This is a genomic window from Rhodanobacter sp. FW106-HT46G03, assembly GCF_058789895.1.
In genome coordinates this window covers 886,562-900,862 of record NZ_JBYTCC010000001.1, presented here as the reverse complement: position 1 = coordinate 900,862, position 14,301 = coordinate 886,562, and the positions used below count along the sequence as shown (strand labels likewise).

The window sequence follows — 14,301 nt, the reverse complement described above, 5'->3', positions numbered from 1 at the left end:
AAGCGTTCGCCACCGCATGAGTAACGACCTGATCGGGCTGATTGCCGTGGTGATGCACGTCGGCGGCATCGTCGCGGCGGCACGCGCGCTGATGCACACGCGCACGCCGCAGGGCACGATCGCCTGGGTGCTCGGCCTGCTGCTGTTGCCGGAGCTCACGCTGATCCCGTACCTGTTCCTTGGCACCAACCACTTTCGCGGTTATCTCGCCCACCACTACCGCCTCACCCACCAACGCCACCCGCTCGCCGGGAACGATGGCACCGGCCGCTACGCGGCGCTGGTGGCGATGCAACGGCGACCGTTTCGCGCCGGCCATGGGTTGCGCCTGCTGGTGAATGGCGAAGCCACGTTCGACGCCATCTTTGCGGCCATCGACCACGCGCAACGCAGCGTGCTGGTGCAGTTTTTCGTGATCCACGACGACGCCATCGGCCGGCGCCTGCAGCGGGTGCTGCTGGAACGCGCGGCGGCCGGAGTGGCCGTATGCGTGCTGTACGACGGCGTCGGCAGCCATGACCTGCCGGCCAGCTACGTGGAAACGCTGCGCGTCGGCGGGGTCGGCATCCACCGGTTTGCGACGCACCGCTGGCGCAACCGCTTCCAGCTCAACTTCCGCAACCACCGCAAGATCGTGGTGGTGGACGGGCAGTGTGCGTTCGTCGGCGGCCTCAACGTGGGTGAGGAATACCTGGGCCACAAACCACCGCTCGCGCCGTGGCGCGACACCCATCTCGAGTTGCGCGGGCCGGCGGTGGCCGATCTGGCGCAACTGTTCGCCGACGACTGGCAATGGATCACCGGCGCGCCGCCACCGCTGCACCCGGCGCCCGCCGCCTGCGGCACGGCACGGGTGCTGGTGGTGGCCACCGGGCCGGCGGACGCGCAGGAAACCGGCTCGCTGTTTTTCGTCGCCGCGATCAACTCGGCACGTCATCGGGTGTGGCTGACCACGCCGTACTTCGTGCCCGATACCGCGGTGCGCGCGGCGCTGCGGCTGGCGGTGTTGCGCGGCGTCGACGTGCGCGTGCTGATCCCGGCGCGGCCCGACCACCGGGTGGTGTTTGCGGCTTCCACGCTGCATGCGCACCACGCGCTGCGCGCCGGGGTGCGTGTGTTCCGCTACCAGCCCGGTTTCGTGCACCAGAAGGTGGTGCTGGTGGACGACGATGCCGCCTCCATTGGCAGCATCAACCTCGACAGCCGCTCGTTCCGGCTCAATTTCGAGGTGGGCGCACTGGTGGTGGATCGCGACTTTGCCGCCGCAGTGGCGGCCATGCTCACCGTCGATTTCAGCCACGCGCGCGAAGTGACCGCGGGCGAATACGTCGATGCGCCCTACTTGAAGCGCGTCGGCATGCATGTGGCGCGGCTGTTCGATCCGCTATTGTGACGCCCCGCGTCGCTCCACCCAGCCGCGCGGCGTCCCACCGATTCCCTATTCCCGGTCTTGCCCCATGCTCGCCTTGGCGATCTTCATCCTCACCCTCGTACTCGTCGTCTGGCAGCCGCGCGGCCTGGGCATCGGCTGGATCGCCATGGGCGGCGCGCTGCTGGCGCTCGCCACCGGCGTGGTGCAGCTCGCCGACGTGGCGCGGGTGTGGCACATCGTGTGGGACGCGACCTTCACCTTTGTCGCGCTGATCGTCATCTCGCTGCTGCTCGATGCCGCCGGGTTCTTCACCTGGGCGGCGCTGCACATCGCGCGCTGGGGCGGCGGCCGCGGGCGCCGGCTGTTTCCGCTGGTGGTGCTGCTGGGCGCCACCATTTCCGCCTGCTTCGCCAACGATGGCGCCGCGCTGCTGCTGACGCCGATCGTGATCGCGATCCTGCTGCGCCTGGAGTTCCCGCCGCGCGCCGCCTTCGCCTTCGTCATCGCCACCGGCTTCATTGCCGATACCGCGAGCCTGCCGCTGGTGATCTCGAACCTGGTCAACATCGTCAGCGCGAACTTTTTCGGCATCGGTTTCGACCGCTACGCGGCGATGATGGTGCCGGTGGACCTGGTCTCCATCGCGACCACGCTCGGCGTGCTGTGGCTGGCATTCCGGCGTGACGTGCCGACACACTACGCGCTCGAAAAGCTGGCGGCGCCGGCGAGCGCCATCGTCGACCACCGGGTGTTTCGCGCGGCGCTGCCGATCCTCGCCAGCCTGTTGGTCGCCTACTTCGCGCTGGCGCCGTGGCGGGTGCCGTTCTCGATCGCCACCGGTGCGGCCGCGCTCGCGCTCGTGCTGGTCGCCGCCCGCATCGGACAACGCCAGCCCGCAGTGCTGCCGGTCGCCCGCGTGCTGCGCGCCGCGCCCTGGCAGATCGTGTGGTTTTCGCTCGGCATGTATCTCGTGGTGTACGGCCTGGGCGAAGCCGGCCTCACCCGCCGCGCCGCCGGCGTGCTCAACTGGCTGGGCCAGCGCGGCGACATCGTCGCCACGGTCGGTACCGGGTTTCTTTCGGCCCTGCTCGCCTCGGTGATGAACAACATGCCATCGACCCTGGTCGGTGCGCTCGCCGTGGCGCAAGCCCAGGTGCCGCCGCTGACGCGCGAGCTGATGGTGTACGCCAACGTGATCGGCAACGACCTTGGCCCCAAGTTCACCCCGATCGGCAGCCTCGCCACCTTGCTGTGGCTGCACGTGCTCGCGGGCAAGGGCCAGCGCGTGGGCTGGGGGCAATACATGAAAGTGGGCCTGCTGCTGACCCCGCCGGTACTGCTCGCCACGCTGCTGGCACTCGCGCTGTGGCTGCCCGCGCTGCATCGGCTGGCCGCCGCATGAGTGCGCCAACGACCAGCGATCCTCCCCCACCCCTGCTCGCCGCGCGCGGCCTGGGCTGCACCTTCGGCGCGCGCGCCTTGTGGCATGACCTCACGCTCACCGTGCATGGCCGCGAGCGCTGGGCCATCGTCGGACCGTCGGGCAGCGGCAAGACGGTGCTGCTGCGCACGCTGGCCGGGCTGGCACCGCGCCAGGCCGGCACGCTGCAACTGGACGGCCAGGACTTCGACACCGCCCGGCCGCCGGCGTGGCGCGCCCGTGCGATGTACCTCGCGCAGCGCCCGGCGTTGCCGGAGGGCACGGTGGCGGCCGCGCTGGCCGCGCCGTTCCGCTGGCGCATCCATCGCGGCAAGACGTTTCGCCGCGAGGATGCAGAACGCGCACTGGCCGACATCGGCATCGGCGCCGATTTCCTCGCACAGGACACCGACCGCCTGTCCGGCGGCGAGGCCCAGCTGGTAGCCGTGCTGCGCGCATTGCTGCTGGGCCCGACGCTGCTTCTGCTGGACGAGCCCACCGCCTCGCTCGACCCGGCGCGCACCGCGCATGTCGAAACCCTGATCGCGCACTGGCTGGCGCAACAGCCGGCCCGCGCCTGCCTCTGGACCAGCCACGACGCCGCGCAACTGGCGCGTGTCAGTGACCATCGGCTGACGCTGGAGGCTGCGCCATGAATGCCGGTTACCTCGACATCGGCAACTGGCAACTCGCGTTTGCGGCGGGGCTGATCCTCGTAAACCTCGCGCTGTCGATGGCGTTGCGGCTCGGCATCACGCGCGGGCTCCTGGTGGCCAGCGTGCGCATGGTGGTGCAACTGCTGCTGGTCGGGCTGGTGCTCGATTATGTGTTCGCACTCGCGCGCCCGCTGCCAGTCATCGCGATCGCACTGGTGATGGCGAGCTTTGCGGGCTTCACCGCCGTGCGCCGCAGCACGCGGCGCTATGCCGGCATCTACCTCGACAACGTGCTGTGCGTGCTCGGCGCCTCCTACGTGGTCACCGGCGCCGCCCTGGTCGGCATCATCGACGTCACACCGTGGTACCGCGCGCAATACGCGATCCCGCTGCTGGGCATGGTGCTCGGCAATATCCTCAACGGCGTGTCGCTGGCGCTGAACCATTTTCTCGACGGTACGGTGCGCGAGCGTGCGCTGATCGAAGGCCGCCTTGCGCTTGGTGCCACCCGCTGGGAAGCGGCCCATCCACTCATCGTCGCCAGCCTCAACACCGGCATGATCCCCACCATCAACTCGATGATGGTGATGGGCATCGTCAGCCTGCCGGGCATGATGACCGGCCAGATGCTGGCCGGCGCCGCGCCGGCCGCGGCGGTGCGCTACCAGATCGTCATCATGTTCATGATTGCCGCGGCGACGGCGCTCGGGACACTCGGCAGCGTGCTGCTGGCCTATCGCGCGCTGTTCAATCGTGCCCACCAGTTGCGGCTGGATCGGCTGCACACCGGCGCCGCACGCACCCGCCACTGGTGGAGCCGCCTGCGGGCGTAGGTACAGGCGCAGCAGGACCCTGGGGGCGGGCTATTTGTCGTCCGCGCGAAACAGGCGCAACGCCGCCCATGGCAGGAAGATGCCGACCGCAATGCCGATCAACTCACACAGCACGCGGATGCCGAGACCGTCAGGGTCGTGCACCGCTGCGAGCTTCGCCTTGAGCAACTGCAGCGACTGCAATTGCGCAAAGTTGAAATAGAACAGGTTCCACGCGTCCATGCGCGTGGTGGCGATCAGCGCGACGAGGTAGCTCCAGCCGATCTTGCGTGCATCGCTCCAGCCCCAGTGCTGGCCGATGGCGTGAAACACGAGATACAGCACCACGGCCGCCACCGCACTGATACCGCCGGCTTCGAGCCCGCCCAGCCAGCCGAACGCCATCCACCCCTGGTCGTAATTCATTCCCGCCGCCTGCCGAACGCCAGGCGCCATTATGGCGGCGCGCTAGACTCTTGAGACCTCTCACGCATCTCCAGCCATGACATCCGCCCCCAGCGAACGTACTGCCTTGATCGTGGTCGACGTGCAACCCGATTTCATGCCGGGCGGCGCGCTGGCCTGCCACGAGGGCGACGCGATCGTCGCCAGCATCGACCGCGTATTGCACGCGCGCCGCTTCGCGCACGTGGTCGCCACCCAGGATTGGCACCCGGCGGGGCACGCATCGTTCGCCAGCACGCATGCCGGGCAGCCGCCGTTCGCTACCATCGCCCTCCACGGCCAGCCGCAGACGCTGTGGCCGGACCACTGCGTGCAGGGCACGCCCGGCGCCGCGTTGCATCCCGGCATCGACTGGTCGGCGGTCGACCTCATCCTGCGCAAGGGCACGAACCCGCTGGTCGACTCCTACAGCGGCTTCCGCGAAAACCACGGCCCGCACGGCACGCGACCGTCGACCGGGTTGGCCGGCTGGCTGCACGAGCGCGACGTGGAGGAAGTGGTGGTGTGCGGGCTGGCGCGCGACGTGTGCGTGCTGTGGACGGCGCAGGACGCCGTCGCGCTCGGCTTCAAAGCGGGCCTGGCGTGGAACCTCAGCCGCCCGGTGACGCCCGAGCATGATGCCGCCACGCGCGCAGCGCTGGCCAAGCACGGCATTGCGGAAATCACGCTCGACGCGTGAGGGTTGCCGGGCGCGTCACGCATCGTCCTCGCGCGCTGCGTGCACGTGCGGCACGCCGTCGGCATCGAAGCTGACCGCCAGCACGACCGGCCGGCAACACACGCTGCAATCCTCGATGTAGCACTGCTCCGGCAACGACTCGTCGAGCAGCAATTCGATGTTCTCTCCGCAATACGGGCAATCGATGTCATACGGCACGGACATGACTCGCTCTCTTGGTCGCCAGGCGCAGAGCTTGGCGCCAGCTCCGTGGAGACGACGCGCACAACGCGTTCAGGCCGCGGCAGGCACCCCGACCCAATCCCACGGCGTCACGATGTCGAAGCCGTGGTCGCGCCGGGTGCGCGCAGCCAGCTTGAGCAGCTCGTGGTCGCGGCTCAGCAGACAGCACGCCCGGGCGCGCTGCGCAAGTTCGAGAAACTTCTGGTCATCCGCATCGGCACAGCGTGGCAAGGGTGGGGCCTGCGTTTCAGAAGTGCCCGCAAACGGCGCCAGCCAGCGGTCGAATTCGGCCGCGACTGCCGCACGCCGGGCGGTCGCCAGTGCCAACTGCGGGTAGGTCAGCACGCGCAGCCATTCCGCGCGACAGTCGGCATCGGTCACCGCCAGGAATGCATGCGCGTGCAATGCAGCCCCGAGCATCGCCGCCCGCGGGTCGCCGAACACGAACAAGTCAAGACACACGTTGGTGTCGAGCACCACGCACGGCACGCCGGTCGTCATGCGGGCGCCAACGCGTCGAGCTGCGCCAGCGCGGCCGGAATTTCCGCCGCGCCGGCCACCGCACGCCAGTGCGGCGCGTCGCGCGGATCGAGCTCGGCCTCCAGCTCATGCGCCCAGGTCACGTGGTAGGGCATGTGCACGCCCCAGCCGCCAAGGCGCACCACCGGTGCGATATCCGAGCGCAACGAATTGCCGACCATCGCGAATTCGTGGGCGGCGAGATCGAACTCGTCGAGCAGGCGGCGATAGGTGGCCGGGTTCTTTTCGGACACGATCTCGATTCGTCGGAACTGGCCGGAGAGACTGGATTCGGCCACCTTGCGCTCCTGGTGAAACAGGTCGCCCTTGGTGATGAGCACGACCGGGTAGCGCGCGGCCACCGTGGCGACCGCTTGCCGGATGCCGGGCAGCAGCACCACCGGGTGCTGCAGCACGCGCTTGCCCAGCGCCATGATGCGTTCGATGTCCGCTGCACTGATGCGCCGATCGGTCAGCTCGATGGCAGCCTCCACCATCGACAGCGTCATGCCCTTGGCGCCATAACCGAACAGGGCAAGGTTGCGCCGCTCGGTGGCCAGCATGCGCGCGTGCACCTCGGCGTCGTCCAGATCGACATAGGCGCCCACGATCGCGGCAAATTCCACGTTGGCGGCGCGGTAGTAATCCTCGCTGCGCCACAGCGTGTCATCGCCATCAAAGCCCACCATCTTGAGCATGCACACCGCTCCGCATTGCACCCGAAAGGCATGCATTGTCGGCGATGCGCGCCACGTCTGCAGCGTGAACGGCAACGCACCCGGCCGCAGTACCCATGCAGCGACCCGGAATGCTTGCCGTAAGCTCGGGCGATCCCCACCGCGGAGACCGTTATGCGCTGGTCGCTACTGCTGCTGCCGCTCGCCCTTGCCGCGTGCACCACGGTGCCAGCCGCCGAACCGCACGCCCTCGATGTCGCCACACTGGGTGCCTACCACTGGCGGCTCAATACCGCGACCGACAAGGCCGGGCAACGCGTCGACGAGTTGTTCGCGCGCCCGGAGCGCCCGCTGGAGCTGGATTTCGACGCCGGGCGCGTGAGCGTGCACAACAGCTGCAATGCGATGGGCGGCAGCTACCGCATCGAAGCCGGCACGCTGGTGGCCGGGCCGTTCATGCACACCATGATGGCGTGCGCCAATCCGATGCTGAACCAGCTGGATCAGGCGATCAGTGCGCGCCTCACCGGCAAGCCGACGCTGGCGCTGACCACGCACGGTGACCACCCCGAGCTCGAACTGCGCACCGCCACCGGCGACACCTTGGCGTTCACCGGCGTGCCCACCGCGCAGACCCGCTACGGCTCGGCCGGCGACACCGTGTTTTTCGAGATCGCGCCGCAAACCGTGCCGTGCGCCAACCCGCTGGCGCCGGACGCGCAGTGCCTCGACGCGCGCGAGGTGCACTACGACGCGCAAGGGCTCAAGGCCGGCACGCCCGGCGCGTGGCAACCGCTCGCGCGTATCGAGGGCTACACCCACCATGCCGGCGAGCGCAGCGTGCTGCGCGTCAAGCGCTACACGCTGAAGCATCCGCCGGCCGACGCCCCCGACGTGGCCTACGTGCTGGACATGGTGGTGGAGTCGCAAACCACTACAAATTGAGGGTTCAAGCGTGGGTGAGCGCGTACTCGATCGCCGCGCGCACCGCTGCGGCCTGGGCATCGTTGCACTGCGCCGGGGTGGCACGCGGGCTGTCTGGATACACCTCGGTGGTGGTGCGGTAGCGCGCATTGGTGATGCCAGCGCACAGCCCCAGCTCGCGGCAGGCATACTCGATCACGCCCGGTGCCACCACCGGTGAGCCGATGATGGTGCCGTCCGGATCGGCCGGCGCAATGTGCGTCACCTTCGCCACCGCCGCAATCACCGCCTGCTGGAACGCCGGCTCCGGCCGCGCGCTGTCGGCACACAGGTAGAAGCCATCGGGAATCGTGCCCGGCGCGTAGTCCTTGCCGTCGCGTGCCGCCAGCGCGGGGCGGAATTCGCTCTCGTCGGTATCCGTGGTTTCGTGCAGGTCGATGTGCATCAGCGCGACATCGGCGAGCGGAGACAGCAGCTTCCACAACGCCGCCGACTCCGGAGCCGGGCTGTGCGCGCGGAACGAGCGATTCGGGTCCAGCGCATCCGGGTTCCAGCGGTGGATGCGCTCGAAGCCCCACGGGCTCACGCACGGCACGGCGACCAGATTGATGCGGTCGAGGAACCGCCCGGCGTCGCGTTCGAGAAACTGCAGCGCGCCCTGCACGCCGCTGGTTTCGTAGCCGTGCACGCCGCCGGTGACGATCATCGTCGGCAGCTCGTCGTTCCAGCTCTGGCTGCGCAGCACGTACAGCGGGTAGCGATCTGGCGCGTATTCGAGCATGCCGTATTCGCTCACGTCATAGCGGCTGCGCAGCGCGTCGATGCGCAGCGCCACTTCGGAGGCATAGCTGCGCTGGCGCACCTGGCGCGCACGCCACGCGGCAACCTCCTGCGGCCCCCACGGCTTGCCGGGGGTGCCGATCGGGTAGAACGCCTGCTGTGCCGCCATGGGAGTGCTCCAAAAACGAGAGGGGATGGCCGAGTACTCTAATGCCCCACCGTCGGCGCCGGAACCGCAGACGGCGCGAGCACGCTGGCGATCGGCTTGCCCTGCGGCGAAGCGAACGGGATGCCCAGCAGCGCGGCAATCGTCGGCGCGACATCCATCACCGACACCGCCGGCACCTCGCCGGCGTGCAATACGCCACGCCCGGTAGCGATGAAAATGCCCTGCATCAACGGGTCGGTGTTGGGGTAGCCGTGATCGCCGATTTCGCTGCCGTGGGTGGCATATGCGCCTTCGGCGCCATCGCGGAAGGTGTAGTCCGCTTTCGCGTAGAGCAGCAGATCGGGCGCTTGCATGCTCTGCGCCGGGGTTGGCCAGCCGAGACGCGCGGCCTCTGCCGGCGTCAGCGCCTGCGCGATGCCCTGCCGGCCGGCAAGCAACTTGCGCAATATCGCGAGTGAAGCAGGCGTGGCATGGCGCTGGTACACCAGCGCATAACCGTCGCCGGCCAAACTGTAGGCAGCCTGCTTGGCGTCCGGTGCCTGCAGGCCAGCCTGCGCCAGCAGCACGTTCGGGCGCAGCCGCCAGTGCACACTGCGCTGGCCATGGTCGGAAACGATCAGGAAGGCGGTGTTCGGCAACTCGCCCGCCTCGCGCACGGCACGCACGATGTCCGCCACGCGGTCATCCAGAAACGCGATGGTGTTGCGCCCGGCGTCGTTGCCGTAGCCGGTATCGTGCTCGATGCTGTCCAGCGCCAGCAAGTGCACCAGCAAGAGATCGGGGTGGTGCTTGCGGATGATATCGACCGCGGCCCGGGTGTAGATGCGGTCGCGCCACGCCTGCGAGGCGTCGCCGAAGTGCGTGAGGTCGTCGCGGCTCAGCACGCCGTCGGCAACGAGGTCGCGCGCAATCGGGCCATCCGGATCGGGATGCTCGGCAAACTGCCAGTCGATGCTCGGTGCCCGCATGATCGCCACCCAGTCCACCTGGGCCGTGGTCAGCCCGGCCGCATGCGCGGCGTCGTACACCGTGGGCACCGCCACCAGCGTCGCCTTGGATGCCTGCATGTCCACTTTGGGCGGCGCATCGCGGCGCTGGCCGGTGATGAGGCCGTTCATCAGCACGTGATGCCGGCTGGCATCGGCGCCGGTAACCATGCTGGTGTGGTTGGGCCAGGTGATGGTGGGGTTGATTGGGCGCATCGAGACGGCGTAGCCGCCGCTGCGCATCAACGCCCGCAGCGTCGGCGCCGGCAGGCGGGTTTCGTGCAGGCTGTGCGCGGCAAAGGCGTCGAGGCTGATGACCACGACCTTGGTGCGCGGCGCGCCTTGCGCCACCAATGGCACGCCGAAACTGGCCACCGCCAGCACGGTCGCAGCCAGCAGGCGATGGAGGGTTGAAGCGGGCATGCGCATGGCGCAACTCCTTGGCGTGCAGGCGCCGGTTCAGGGTCGCGGCAACGCCGGCGGCTTCGGTTGCGCAGGCGGCAATGACGCGGTGTTCCACCCAAAGGTTGCCACGCTTTGCGCGGGCAAGGTGTAGCCAAACGCGGTCTGGCCGGCGCGCACGCTGATCGCACGCGGCGCATGGTTGCTGTTGATGGCCACCAGTACCAGCGAGCCATCCGGGTTGCGGAACGCGACATTGGCCAAACCGTCGCCGGTCGCGGTGGACCACACGCGCACTGCGTCCGGCAGCACAAACCGGCTGTAGTGCGCAAACGCGTAGTACTCGTCGTTGCGGCTGACCGCGCCGGTCTTGGAGTCAACCAGAAGGATCCCCTTGCACAGGTCGCAGCCGCCGAAATGCGGGCCGTGTGTCTGATCCAGGATCAGGTTCCAGTAGATCACCCCGCGCGCCCAGTGGCGCAGGCTGCCCAGCAGCAGGTCGCGCGCAAACCACATCAGTTCGCCATGCTGGGCCGAGGCCCAGTCGCCGCCGGAACACTCGGTGACGTAGATGTCCTTGTCCGGATAGGCCCGGTGCACGTCGCTCTGCGCGGCCGGCGTGCCGCGGTAGCAGTGCCATGCGGTGCCGGCCATGTAGCCGGCGGCGTCCGGATCGCCAAGCACACTCAACGGCTGCTGCAGCTCATCCCAGTTGTGGTCCCAGCCGAGGATCACCGTGTGCGGTTTGCGCCCGGCCAGCATTGGGCCGAGGTACTGCGAGATGATGCGCGTGCGCGCCTCGGCGGTGAGCTCCATGCCCGGGTAGGTCTTGGGCAGGAAATTCGGCTCGTTCTGCAGCGTGAGCGCAAAGATCGGAATGCCGTAACTGCGGTAGGTGTCGACGTAGCGCGCGAGGTAGGCCGCAAACGTCGGCTCGTACTCCTCGAGCAACGCGCCGCCGATCAGCGCATTGCCGGATTTCATCCACGCCGGGGCACTCCATGGCGAGGCGACGATCTGGATGTGCGGGTTGATCGCCAGGATCTCCCGCGTCGTCGGAATCACGTCGCGCAGGTTTTCCGCCACGTTGAAATGCTGCAGCTCGGTATCGGTGCCGCCGCGTGGCAAATCATCCAGCGTGTACGGCTTGAGCGAAAAATCCGAGGCACCGATGGTCAGGCGCAGCATGTTGAAGTTGAGCCCCGGCGGTGGGCCGAACAGCTCGCGCAACAGCGCAGCCTGCTGCTGCTCGCTGAGCCGGTTGCGCAGCAGCCACGCCGAGGCATCGGTCAGCGCCGCGCCAAACCCGACGATGGACTGAAACCGGCGGTCAGTGTCGATGACGATGTCGGCATGCGCGGGGGCCTGCGCCGCAAACGGCACGTCAGGCTGATGCGCCAGCTGCAACTTGCGGTCGGCAGTAGACAGCCACAGCTGCACGCCGGGCGGTGGCGGCGGCAGGATCCACACCACGCGCGGCACGACGATTGGCGCGGGCCGCAAGGCACGCAACTGCAGCCAGACCGCCGCCGCGCTGACCAGCGTGATCAGCGCCAGCGCGCGCCAGGCGTGTGCACGTCGCGGCTCAGCCACGGCGCCACCGACGCGCGACCACCACTGCAGCGCACGCTGCGTCCGCGGCGGAATTCACCGCGCAACCACCGATGGGCACGTCGGCATCGGCGCCGTCGAAGCCATCACGATCTTGATGTCGGCAAACGCCGCGGAGAACGGCGCACTGGCCGCCACCCCAAACGGCACGTCCACCTTGGACAAATCCGCGCCCGCCCGCGCAAAGCAGGCCAGCGGCACGCTCACCACGTGCCGGCTGCCGGGCGCAAAACCAGCCACCAGCCGCGCCAGGTCGACCCCGCCACGACACCGCGCGCCGCACCCGACAAACAGGGTGGCCGCGCCTTGCGGCGCCTTGGTCACCACGGTGTCGAACTGCAGCGCGGCGCCTGCCTTTGCGGCGGCGACGAAATCGCGCGGCGTCGTGCTGCGCGCCACCAGGCTGGCCGGCGCCAGCCAGCTCACCTGTTTTGCATCCTGCTGGGTGTTCACCTGCACCGTCGCCACCCGCAATGCGGGGCGCGACTCGGGCCAGTCGAGCACGTGGTTGAGATCCGGCCCGAGCTCATAGGGCGCCTGCCCCGCAGCCGCCAGGTACAGGCTGAAAGGCGGCACCGCCAGGGTGTGGAAAACGCCGACCGTGGCGACCGCGCCGCAGCTCGTCACCGAAGCCTCGGTAGGCAACTGGGCCAGCTCGCGTGCCTGCCCGTAACGCAGGCCGTAGCCGAGCGGGAACAACCACGCCTGTGCGCCCGCATTCGGCGCATCCGGGCACGGTACCGCCGGCCACGGCATCGACAGGGTGCCGCGGAAATTCGTGCGCGTCGCACCCAGCTTGCGGGCGAACAGGACGTCGGCCACGCCCGCGCCTTCCGACCCCGGTAGCCAGGCAGCCACGAAGGCGTCGGAACGGTTCAGGAGATCGTTGACGAACAGCGGGCGCCCGGACAGGAACACGGTCACCACCGGCTTGTGCGCCTTGGCGACGGCGTCGAGCACGGCGAGATCCTGCGGGTAGCGATCGGTGTGGCGCAGCGTCGCGGAGGCGGGGATGTCGCCCATCATCTCCGCGTACGGCTGCTCGCCGAGCACCGCGACGATGGCGTCGAACCTGGCGAAATCGACCCCGTGCGCGTCCTTGCTGTAGGTCACGTTGGCCGCGCCATCGGCGTCGCGCAGGCCGGCAAGGATCGAGGTCGCATGCGGGAAATCGGCATCGGTGTTGCCGGTGCCCTGCCAAGTGAGCGACCAGCCGCCGGCCTGGTCGGCAATGGTGTCCGCCCCCTTGCCCACCACGAGAATCTTGGCGCCGGTCTTGAGCGGCAGTACCTCGTGGTTGTTTTTCAGCAGCACCAGCGATTCGCGCACGGCGCGGCGCGCAAGGTCGCGATCCTCCAGCAGCGCCGCGTCGCCGGCACCGGCGCGCTGCGACGGCCGCTTGCCGTCGAACAAACCCATGCGCAGCTTCACCTCGATGATGCGGGTGGCGGCATCGTCGATGCGCGCCAGCGGGATCTTGCCCGCCTGTACTTCGCGCGTGGTGTTGGCAATGAACGCCTTCCAGTCATCCGGCACCATGAAGAGGTCGATGCCGGCATTCACCGCCAGCGCGCAGTCGGCGTTGGTGCAGCCGGGCAACTGGCCGATCGCGTTCCAGTCCGACACCACCAGGCCGCCAAAGCCGAGCTTGTCCTTCAGCACGCCGGTCACCAGCGCCCTGGCACCGCTGATCTTGCCGTAGTCGATGTGCTGCGCAAGATCGTCCCAGCTGTTGTAGGAAACCATCACGCTTTGCACGCCGGCGCGCAGTGCGCCGTAATAGCCGGCGCCGTGCACGTTGATCATCGCCTCGCGGTTCACTCGCGCCTGACCCTGGTCCTTGCCCTGCCAGGTCGCGCCGTCGCCGATGAAATGCTTGGCGGTCGCGATCACGTCGTGATCGCCGAACTTGCCCTGCAAGCCTGCGACATAGGCCTGCGCGTATTCGCCCACCAGCGGGCCGTAACTGGAAAAGCTCTCGTAGGTGCGCCCCCAGCGCGCGTCCTGCGCCACTGCCAGCGTGGGCGCGAACGCCCACTGCACGCCGGTCGCGCGTACCGCTTTGGCAGTAGCCGCGCCGATCGCCTTGACCAGCGCCGGGTCGTGCGCCGCACCCAGGCCAATGTTGTGCGGAAACAGCGTGGCGCCGAACACGTTGCTGTTGCCGTGCACTGCGTCGGTGCCCCAGATGACCGGCACTGGCGTCGCCATGCCGGTGGCCATCGACGCCGCATAGTAGGCATCGGCCAGGTTCAGCCAGTCACGGATCGACGCATGCTTGTTGCCGCCCGGCCACGAACCGCCGCCGTTGAGCACCGAGCCCAGGTAGTACTTCTTCACGTCTTCCGGCGTGGCGGTCTTGATTTCGGCCTGGGTCATCTGGCCAATCTTCTGCGCCAGCGTCATGCCGGCCACGATCCTGCGCGCATGCGCCGCGATCGCATCGTCCGCTGGCAGCTCGCTCTTGATCGCTGGCCAATCGGTGTAATGCGTGGGCGCCGGACTGCGCATCTCGGCAGCCGGTGTCGTCGCGTAGGCCAGTACGCCGCCACCCTGGGTTGCCAGTGCGGCCCCTGCCAGCCACAGCCACCGTAGATGCACCATGAT

The 14,301-nt window shown here is 68.6% G+C and carries 14 protein-coding genes; 6 read left to right on the top strand and 8 right to left on the bottom strand.

The window, feature by feature from the left end; genetic code table 11:
* The first annotated feature begins 16 nt into the window (after positions 1-16).
* The 4 genes from cls to AC3WP6_RS03720 all read left to right on the top strand — a co-directional run bounded on the left by cls (position 17) and on the right by AC3WP6_RS03720 (position 4,281).
* Positions 17-1,393 carry a cardiolipin synthase gene (gene cls, locus AC3WP6_RS03735; protein ID WP_492626455.1) on the top strand — a complete coding sequence of 459 codons (1,377 nt, stop codon included), beginning with the start codon at positions 17-19 and terminating at the stop codon, positions 1,391-1,393.
* 64 nt (positions 1,394-1,457) lie between these two features.
* Complete coding sequence (locus AC3WP6_RS03730; protein ID WP_492626454.1) at positions 1,458-2,774, top strand: arsenic transporter; 1,317 nt, start codon at positions 1,458-1,460, stop codon at positions 2,772-2,774.
* Positions 2,771-3,448, top strand: coding sequence for an ABC transporter ATP-binding protein (locus tag AC3WP6_RS03725; protein ID WP_492626453.1), 678 nt, complete (start codon positions 2,771-2,773; stop codon positions 3,446-3,448). The genes AC3WP6_RS03730 and AC3WP6_RS03725 overlap by 4 nt, the downstream gene beginning before the upstream one ends.
* On the top strand, positions 3,445-4,281 hold the full coding sequence (locus AC3WP6_RS03720) for an ABC transporter permease (protein WP_492626452.1): 837 nt from the start codon (positions 3,445-3,447) through the stop codon (positions 4,279-4,281). Before AC3WP6_RS03725 ends, AC3WP6_RS03720 begins: the two co-directional genes overlap by 4 nt.
* 30 nt (positions 4,282-4,311) lie before the next feature.
* Here AC3WP6_RS03720 and AC3WP6_RS03715 read toward each other — a convergent pair whose 3' ends face one another.
* On the bottom strand, positions 4,312-4,686 hold the full coding sequence (locus tag AC3WP6_RS03715) for a hypothetical protein (RefSeq protein WP_492626451.1): 375 nt from the start codon (positions 4,684-4,686) through the stop codon (positions 4,312-4,314).
* Positions 4,687-4,762: 76 nt separating this feature from the next.
* Between AC3WP6_RS03715 and pncA the strand changes: the two genes are divergently transcribed.
* Complete coding sequence (gene pncA / locus AC3WP6_RS03710; protein ID WP_492626450.1) at positions 4,763-5,404, top strand: bifunctional nicotinamidase/pyrazinamidase; 642 nt, start codon at positions 4,763-4,765, stop codon at positions 5,402-5,404.
* Positions 5,405-5,419: 15 nt separating this feature from the next.
* Here the strand turns inward: pncA and AC3WP6_RS03705 are convergent, their stop codons facing one another.
* The 3 genes from AC3WP6_RS03705 to AC3WP6_RS03695 form a co-directional block, all read right to left on the bottom strand.
* Positions 5,420-5,608 carry a CPXCG motif-containing cysteine-rich protein gene (locus tag AC3WP6_RS03705; protein ID WP_492626449.1) on the bottom strand — a complete coding sequence of 63 codons (189 nt, stop codon included), beginning with the start codon at positions 5,606-5,608 and terminating at the stop codon, positions 5,420-5,422.
* A 69-nt stretch (positions 5,609-5,677) separates the two neighbouring features.
* Positions 5,678-6,127, bottom strand: coding sequence for a PIN domain-containing protein (locus AC3WP6_RS03700; RefSeq protein WP_492626448.1), 450 nt, complete (start codon positions 6,125-6,127; stop codon positions 5,678-5,680).
* Entirely contained in the window at positions 6,124-6,843 is a 720-nt protein-coding gene (locus AC3WP6_RS03695) for an HAD family hydrolase (RefSeq protein WP_492626447.1), read from the bottom strand. Before AC3WP6_RS03695 ends, AC3WP6_RS03700 begins: the two co-directional genes overlap by 4 nt.
* Positions 6,844-6,996: 153 nt before the next feature.
* Between AC3WP6_RS03695 and AC3WP6_RS03690 the strand changes: the two genes are divergently transcribed.
* Entirely contained in the window at positions 6,997-7,767 is a 771-nt protein-coding gene (locus tag AC3WP6_RS03690) for an META domain-containing protein (RefSeq protein WP_492626446.1), read from the top strand.
* 4 nt (positions 7,768-7,771) lie between these two features.
* On the opposite strand, the gene AC3WP6_RS03685 is transcribed toward AC3WP6_RS03690, so the two are convergent.
* Genes AC3WP6_RS03685 through AC3WP6_RS03670 form a run of 4 tightly spaced genes read right to left on the bottom strand, consistent with a single transcriptional unit; the run spans position 7,772 to position 14,298 of the window.
* Positions 7,772-8,695 (bottom strand): M14 family metallopeptidase, encoded by a 924-nt coding sequence (locus AC3WP6_RS03685; RefSeq protein ID WP_492626445.1) that lies wholly within the window; start codon positions 8,693-8,695, stop codon positions 7,772-7,774.
* Positions 8,696-8,733: 38 nt separating this feature from the next.
* On the bottom strand, positions 8,734-10,110 hold the full coding sequence (locus AC3WP6_RS03680) for an alkaline phosphatase family protein (RefSeq protein WP_492626444.1): 1,377 nt from the start codon (positions 10,108-10,110) through the stop codon (positions 8,734-8,736).
* Positions 10,111-10,140: 30 nt separating this feature from the next.
* Complete coding sequence (locus tag AC3WP6_RS03675) at positions 10,141-11,676, bottom strand: glycoside hydrolase family 30 protein (protein WP_492626443.1); 1,536 nt, start codon at positions 11,674-11,676, stop codon at positions 10,141-10,143.
* A gap of 54 nt (positions 11,677-11,730) precedes the next feature.
* Positions 11,731-14,298, bottom strand: a complete 2,568-nt coding sequence (locus tag AC3WP6_RS03670; protein ID WP_492626442.1) for a glycoside hydrolase family 3 protein — start codon at positions 14,296-14,298, stop codon at positions 11,731-11,733.
* Between the last annotated feature and the right edge of the window lie 3 nt (positions 14,299-14,301).

What these genes read in the sequence shown, in the direction of transcription:
- AC3WP6_RS03725 (WP_492626453.1), top strand. Translation starts at nt 2,771, where the DNA reads ATGAGTGCGCCAACGACCAGCGATCCTCCCCCACCCCTGCTCGCCGCG.
- AC3WP6_RS03715 (WP_492626451.1), bottom strand. Translation starts at nt 4,686, where the DNA reads ATGAATTACGACCAGGGGTGGATGGCGTTCGGCTGGCTGGGCGGGCTC.
- AC3WP6_RS03705 (WP_492626449.1), bottom strand. Translation starts at nt 5,608, where the DNA reads ATGTCCGTGCCGTATGACATCGATTGCCCGTATTGCGGAGAGAACATC.
- cls (WP_492626455.1), top strand. Translation starts at nt 17, where the DNA reads ATGAGTAACGACCTGATCGGGCTGATTGCCGTGGTGATGCACGTCGGC.
- AC3WP6_RS03680 (WP_492626444.1), bottom strand. Translation starts at nt 10,110, where the DNA reads ATGCGCATGCCCGCTTCAACCCTCCATCGCCTGCTGGCTGCGACCGTG.
- AC3WP6_RS03690 (WP_492626446.1), top strand. Translation starts at nt 6,997, where the DNA reads ATGCGCTGGTCGCTACTGCTGCTGCCGCTCGCCCTTGCCGCGTGCACC.
- pncA (WP_492626450.1), top strand. Translation starts at nt 4,763, where the DNA reads ATGACATCCGCCCCCAGCGAACGTACTGCCTTGATCGTGGTCGACGTG.
- AC3WP6_RS03730 (WP_492626454.1), top strand. Translation starts at nt 1,458, where the DNA reads ATGCTCGCCTTGGCGATCTTCATCCTCACCCTCGTACTCGTCGTCTGG.
- AC3WP6_RS03700 (WP_492626448.1), bottom strand. Translation starts at nt 6,127, where the DNA reads ATGACGACCGGCGTGCCGTGCGTGGTGCTCGACACCAACGTGTGTCTT.
- AC3WP6_RS03685 (WP_492626445.1), bottom strand. Translation starts at nt 8,695, where the DNA reads ATGGCGGCACAGCAGGCGTTCTACCCGATCGGCACCCCCGGCAAGCCG.
- AC3WP6_RS03720 (WP_492626452.1), top strand. Translation starts at nt 3,445, where the DNA reads ATGAATGCCGGTTACCTCGACATCGGCAACTGGCAACTCGCGTTTGCG.
- AC3WP6_RS03670 (WP_492626442.1), bottom strand. Translation starts at nt 14,298, where the DNA reads ATGGTGCATCTACGGTGGCTGTGGCTGGCAGGGGCCGCACTGGCAACC.
- AC3WP6_RS03695 (WP_492626447.1), bottom strand. Translation starts at nt 6,843, where the DNA reads ATGCTCAAGATGGTGGGCTTTGATGGCGATGACACGCTGTGGCGCAGC.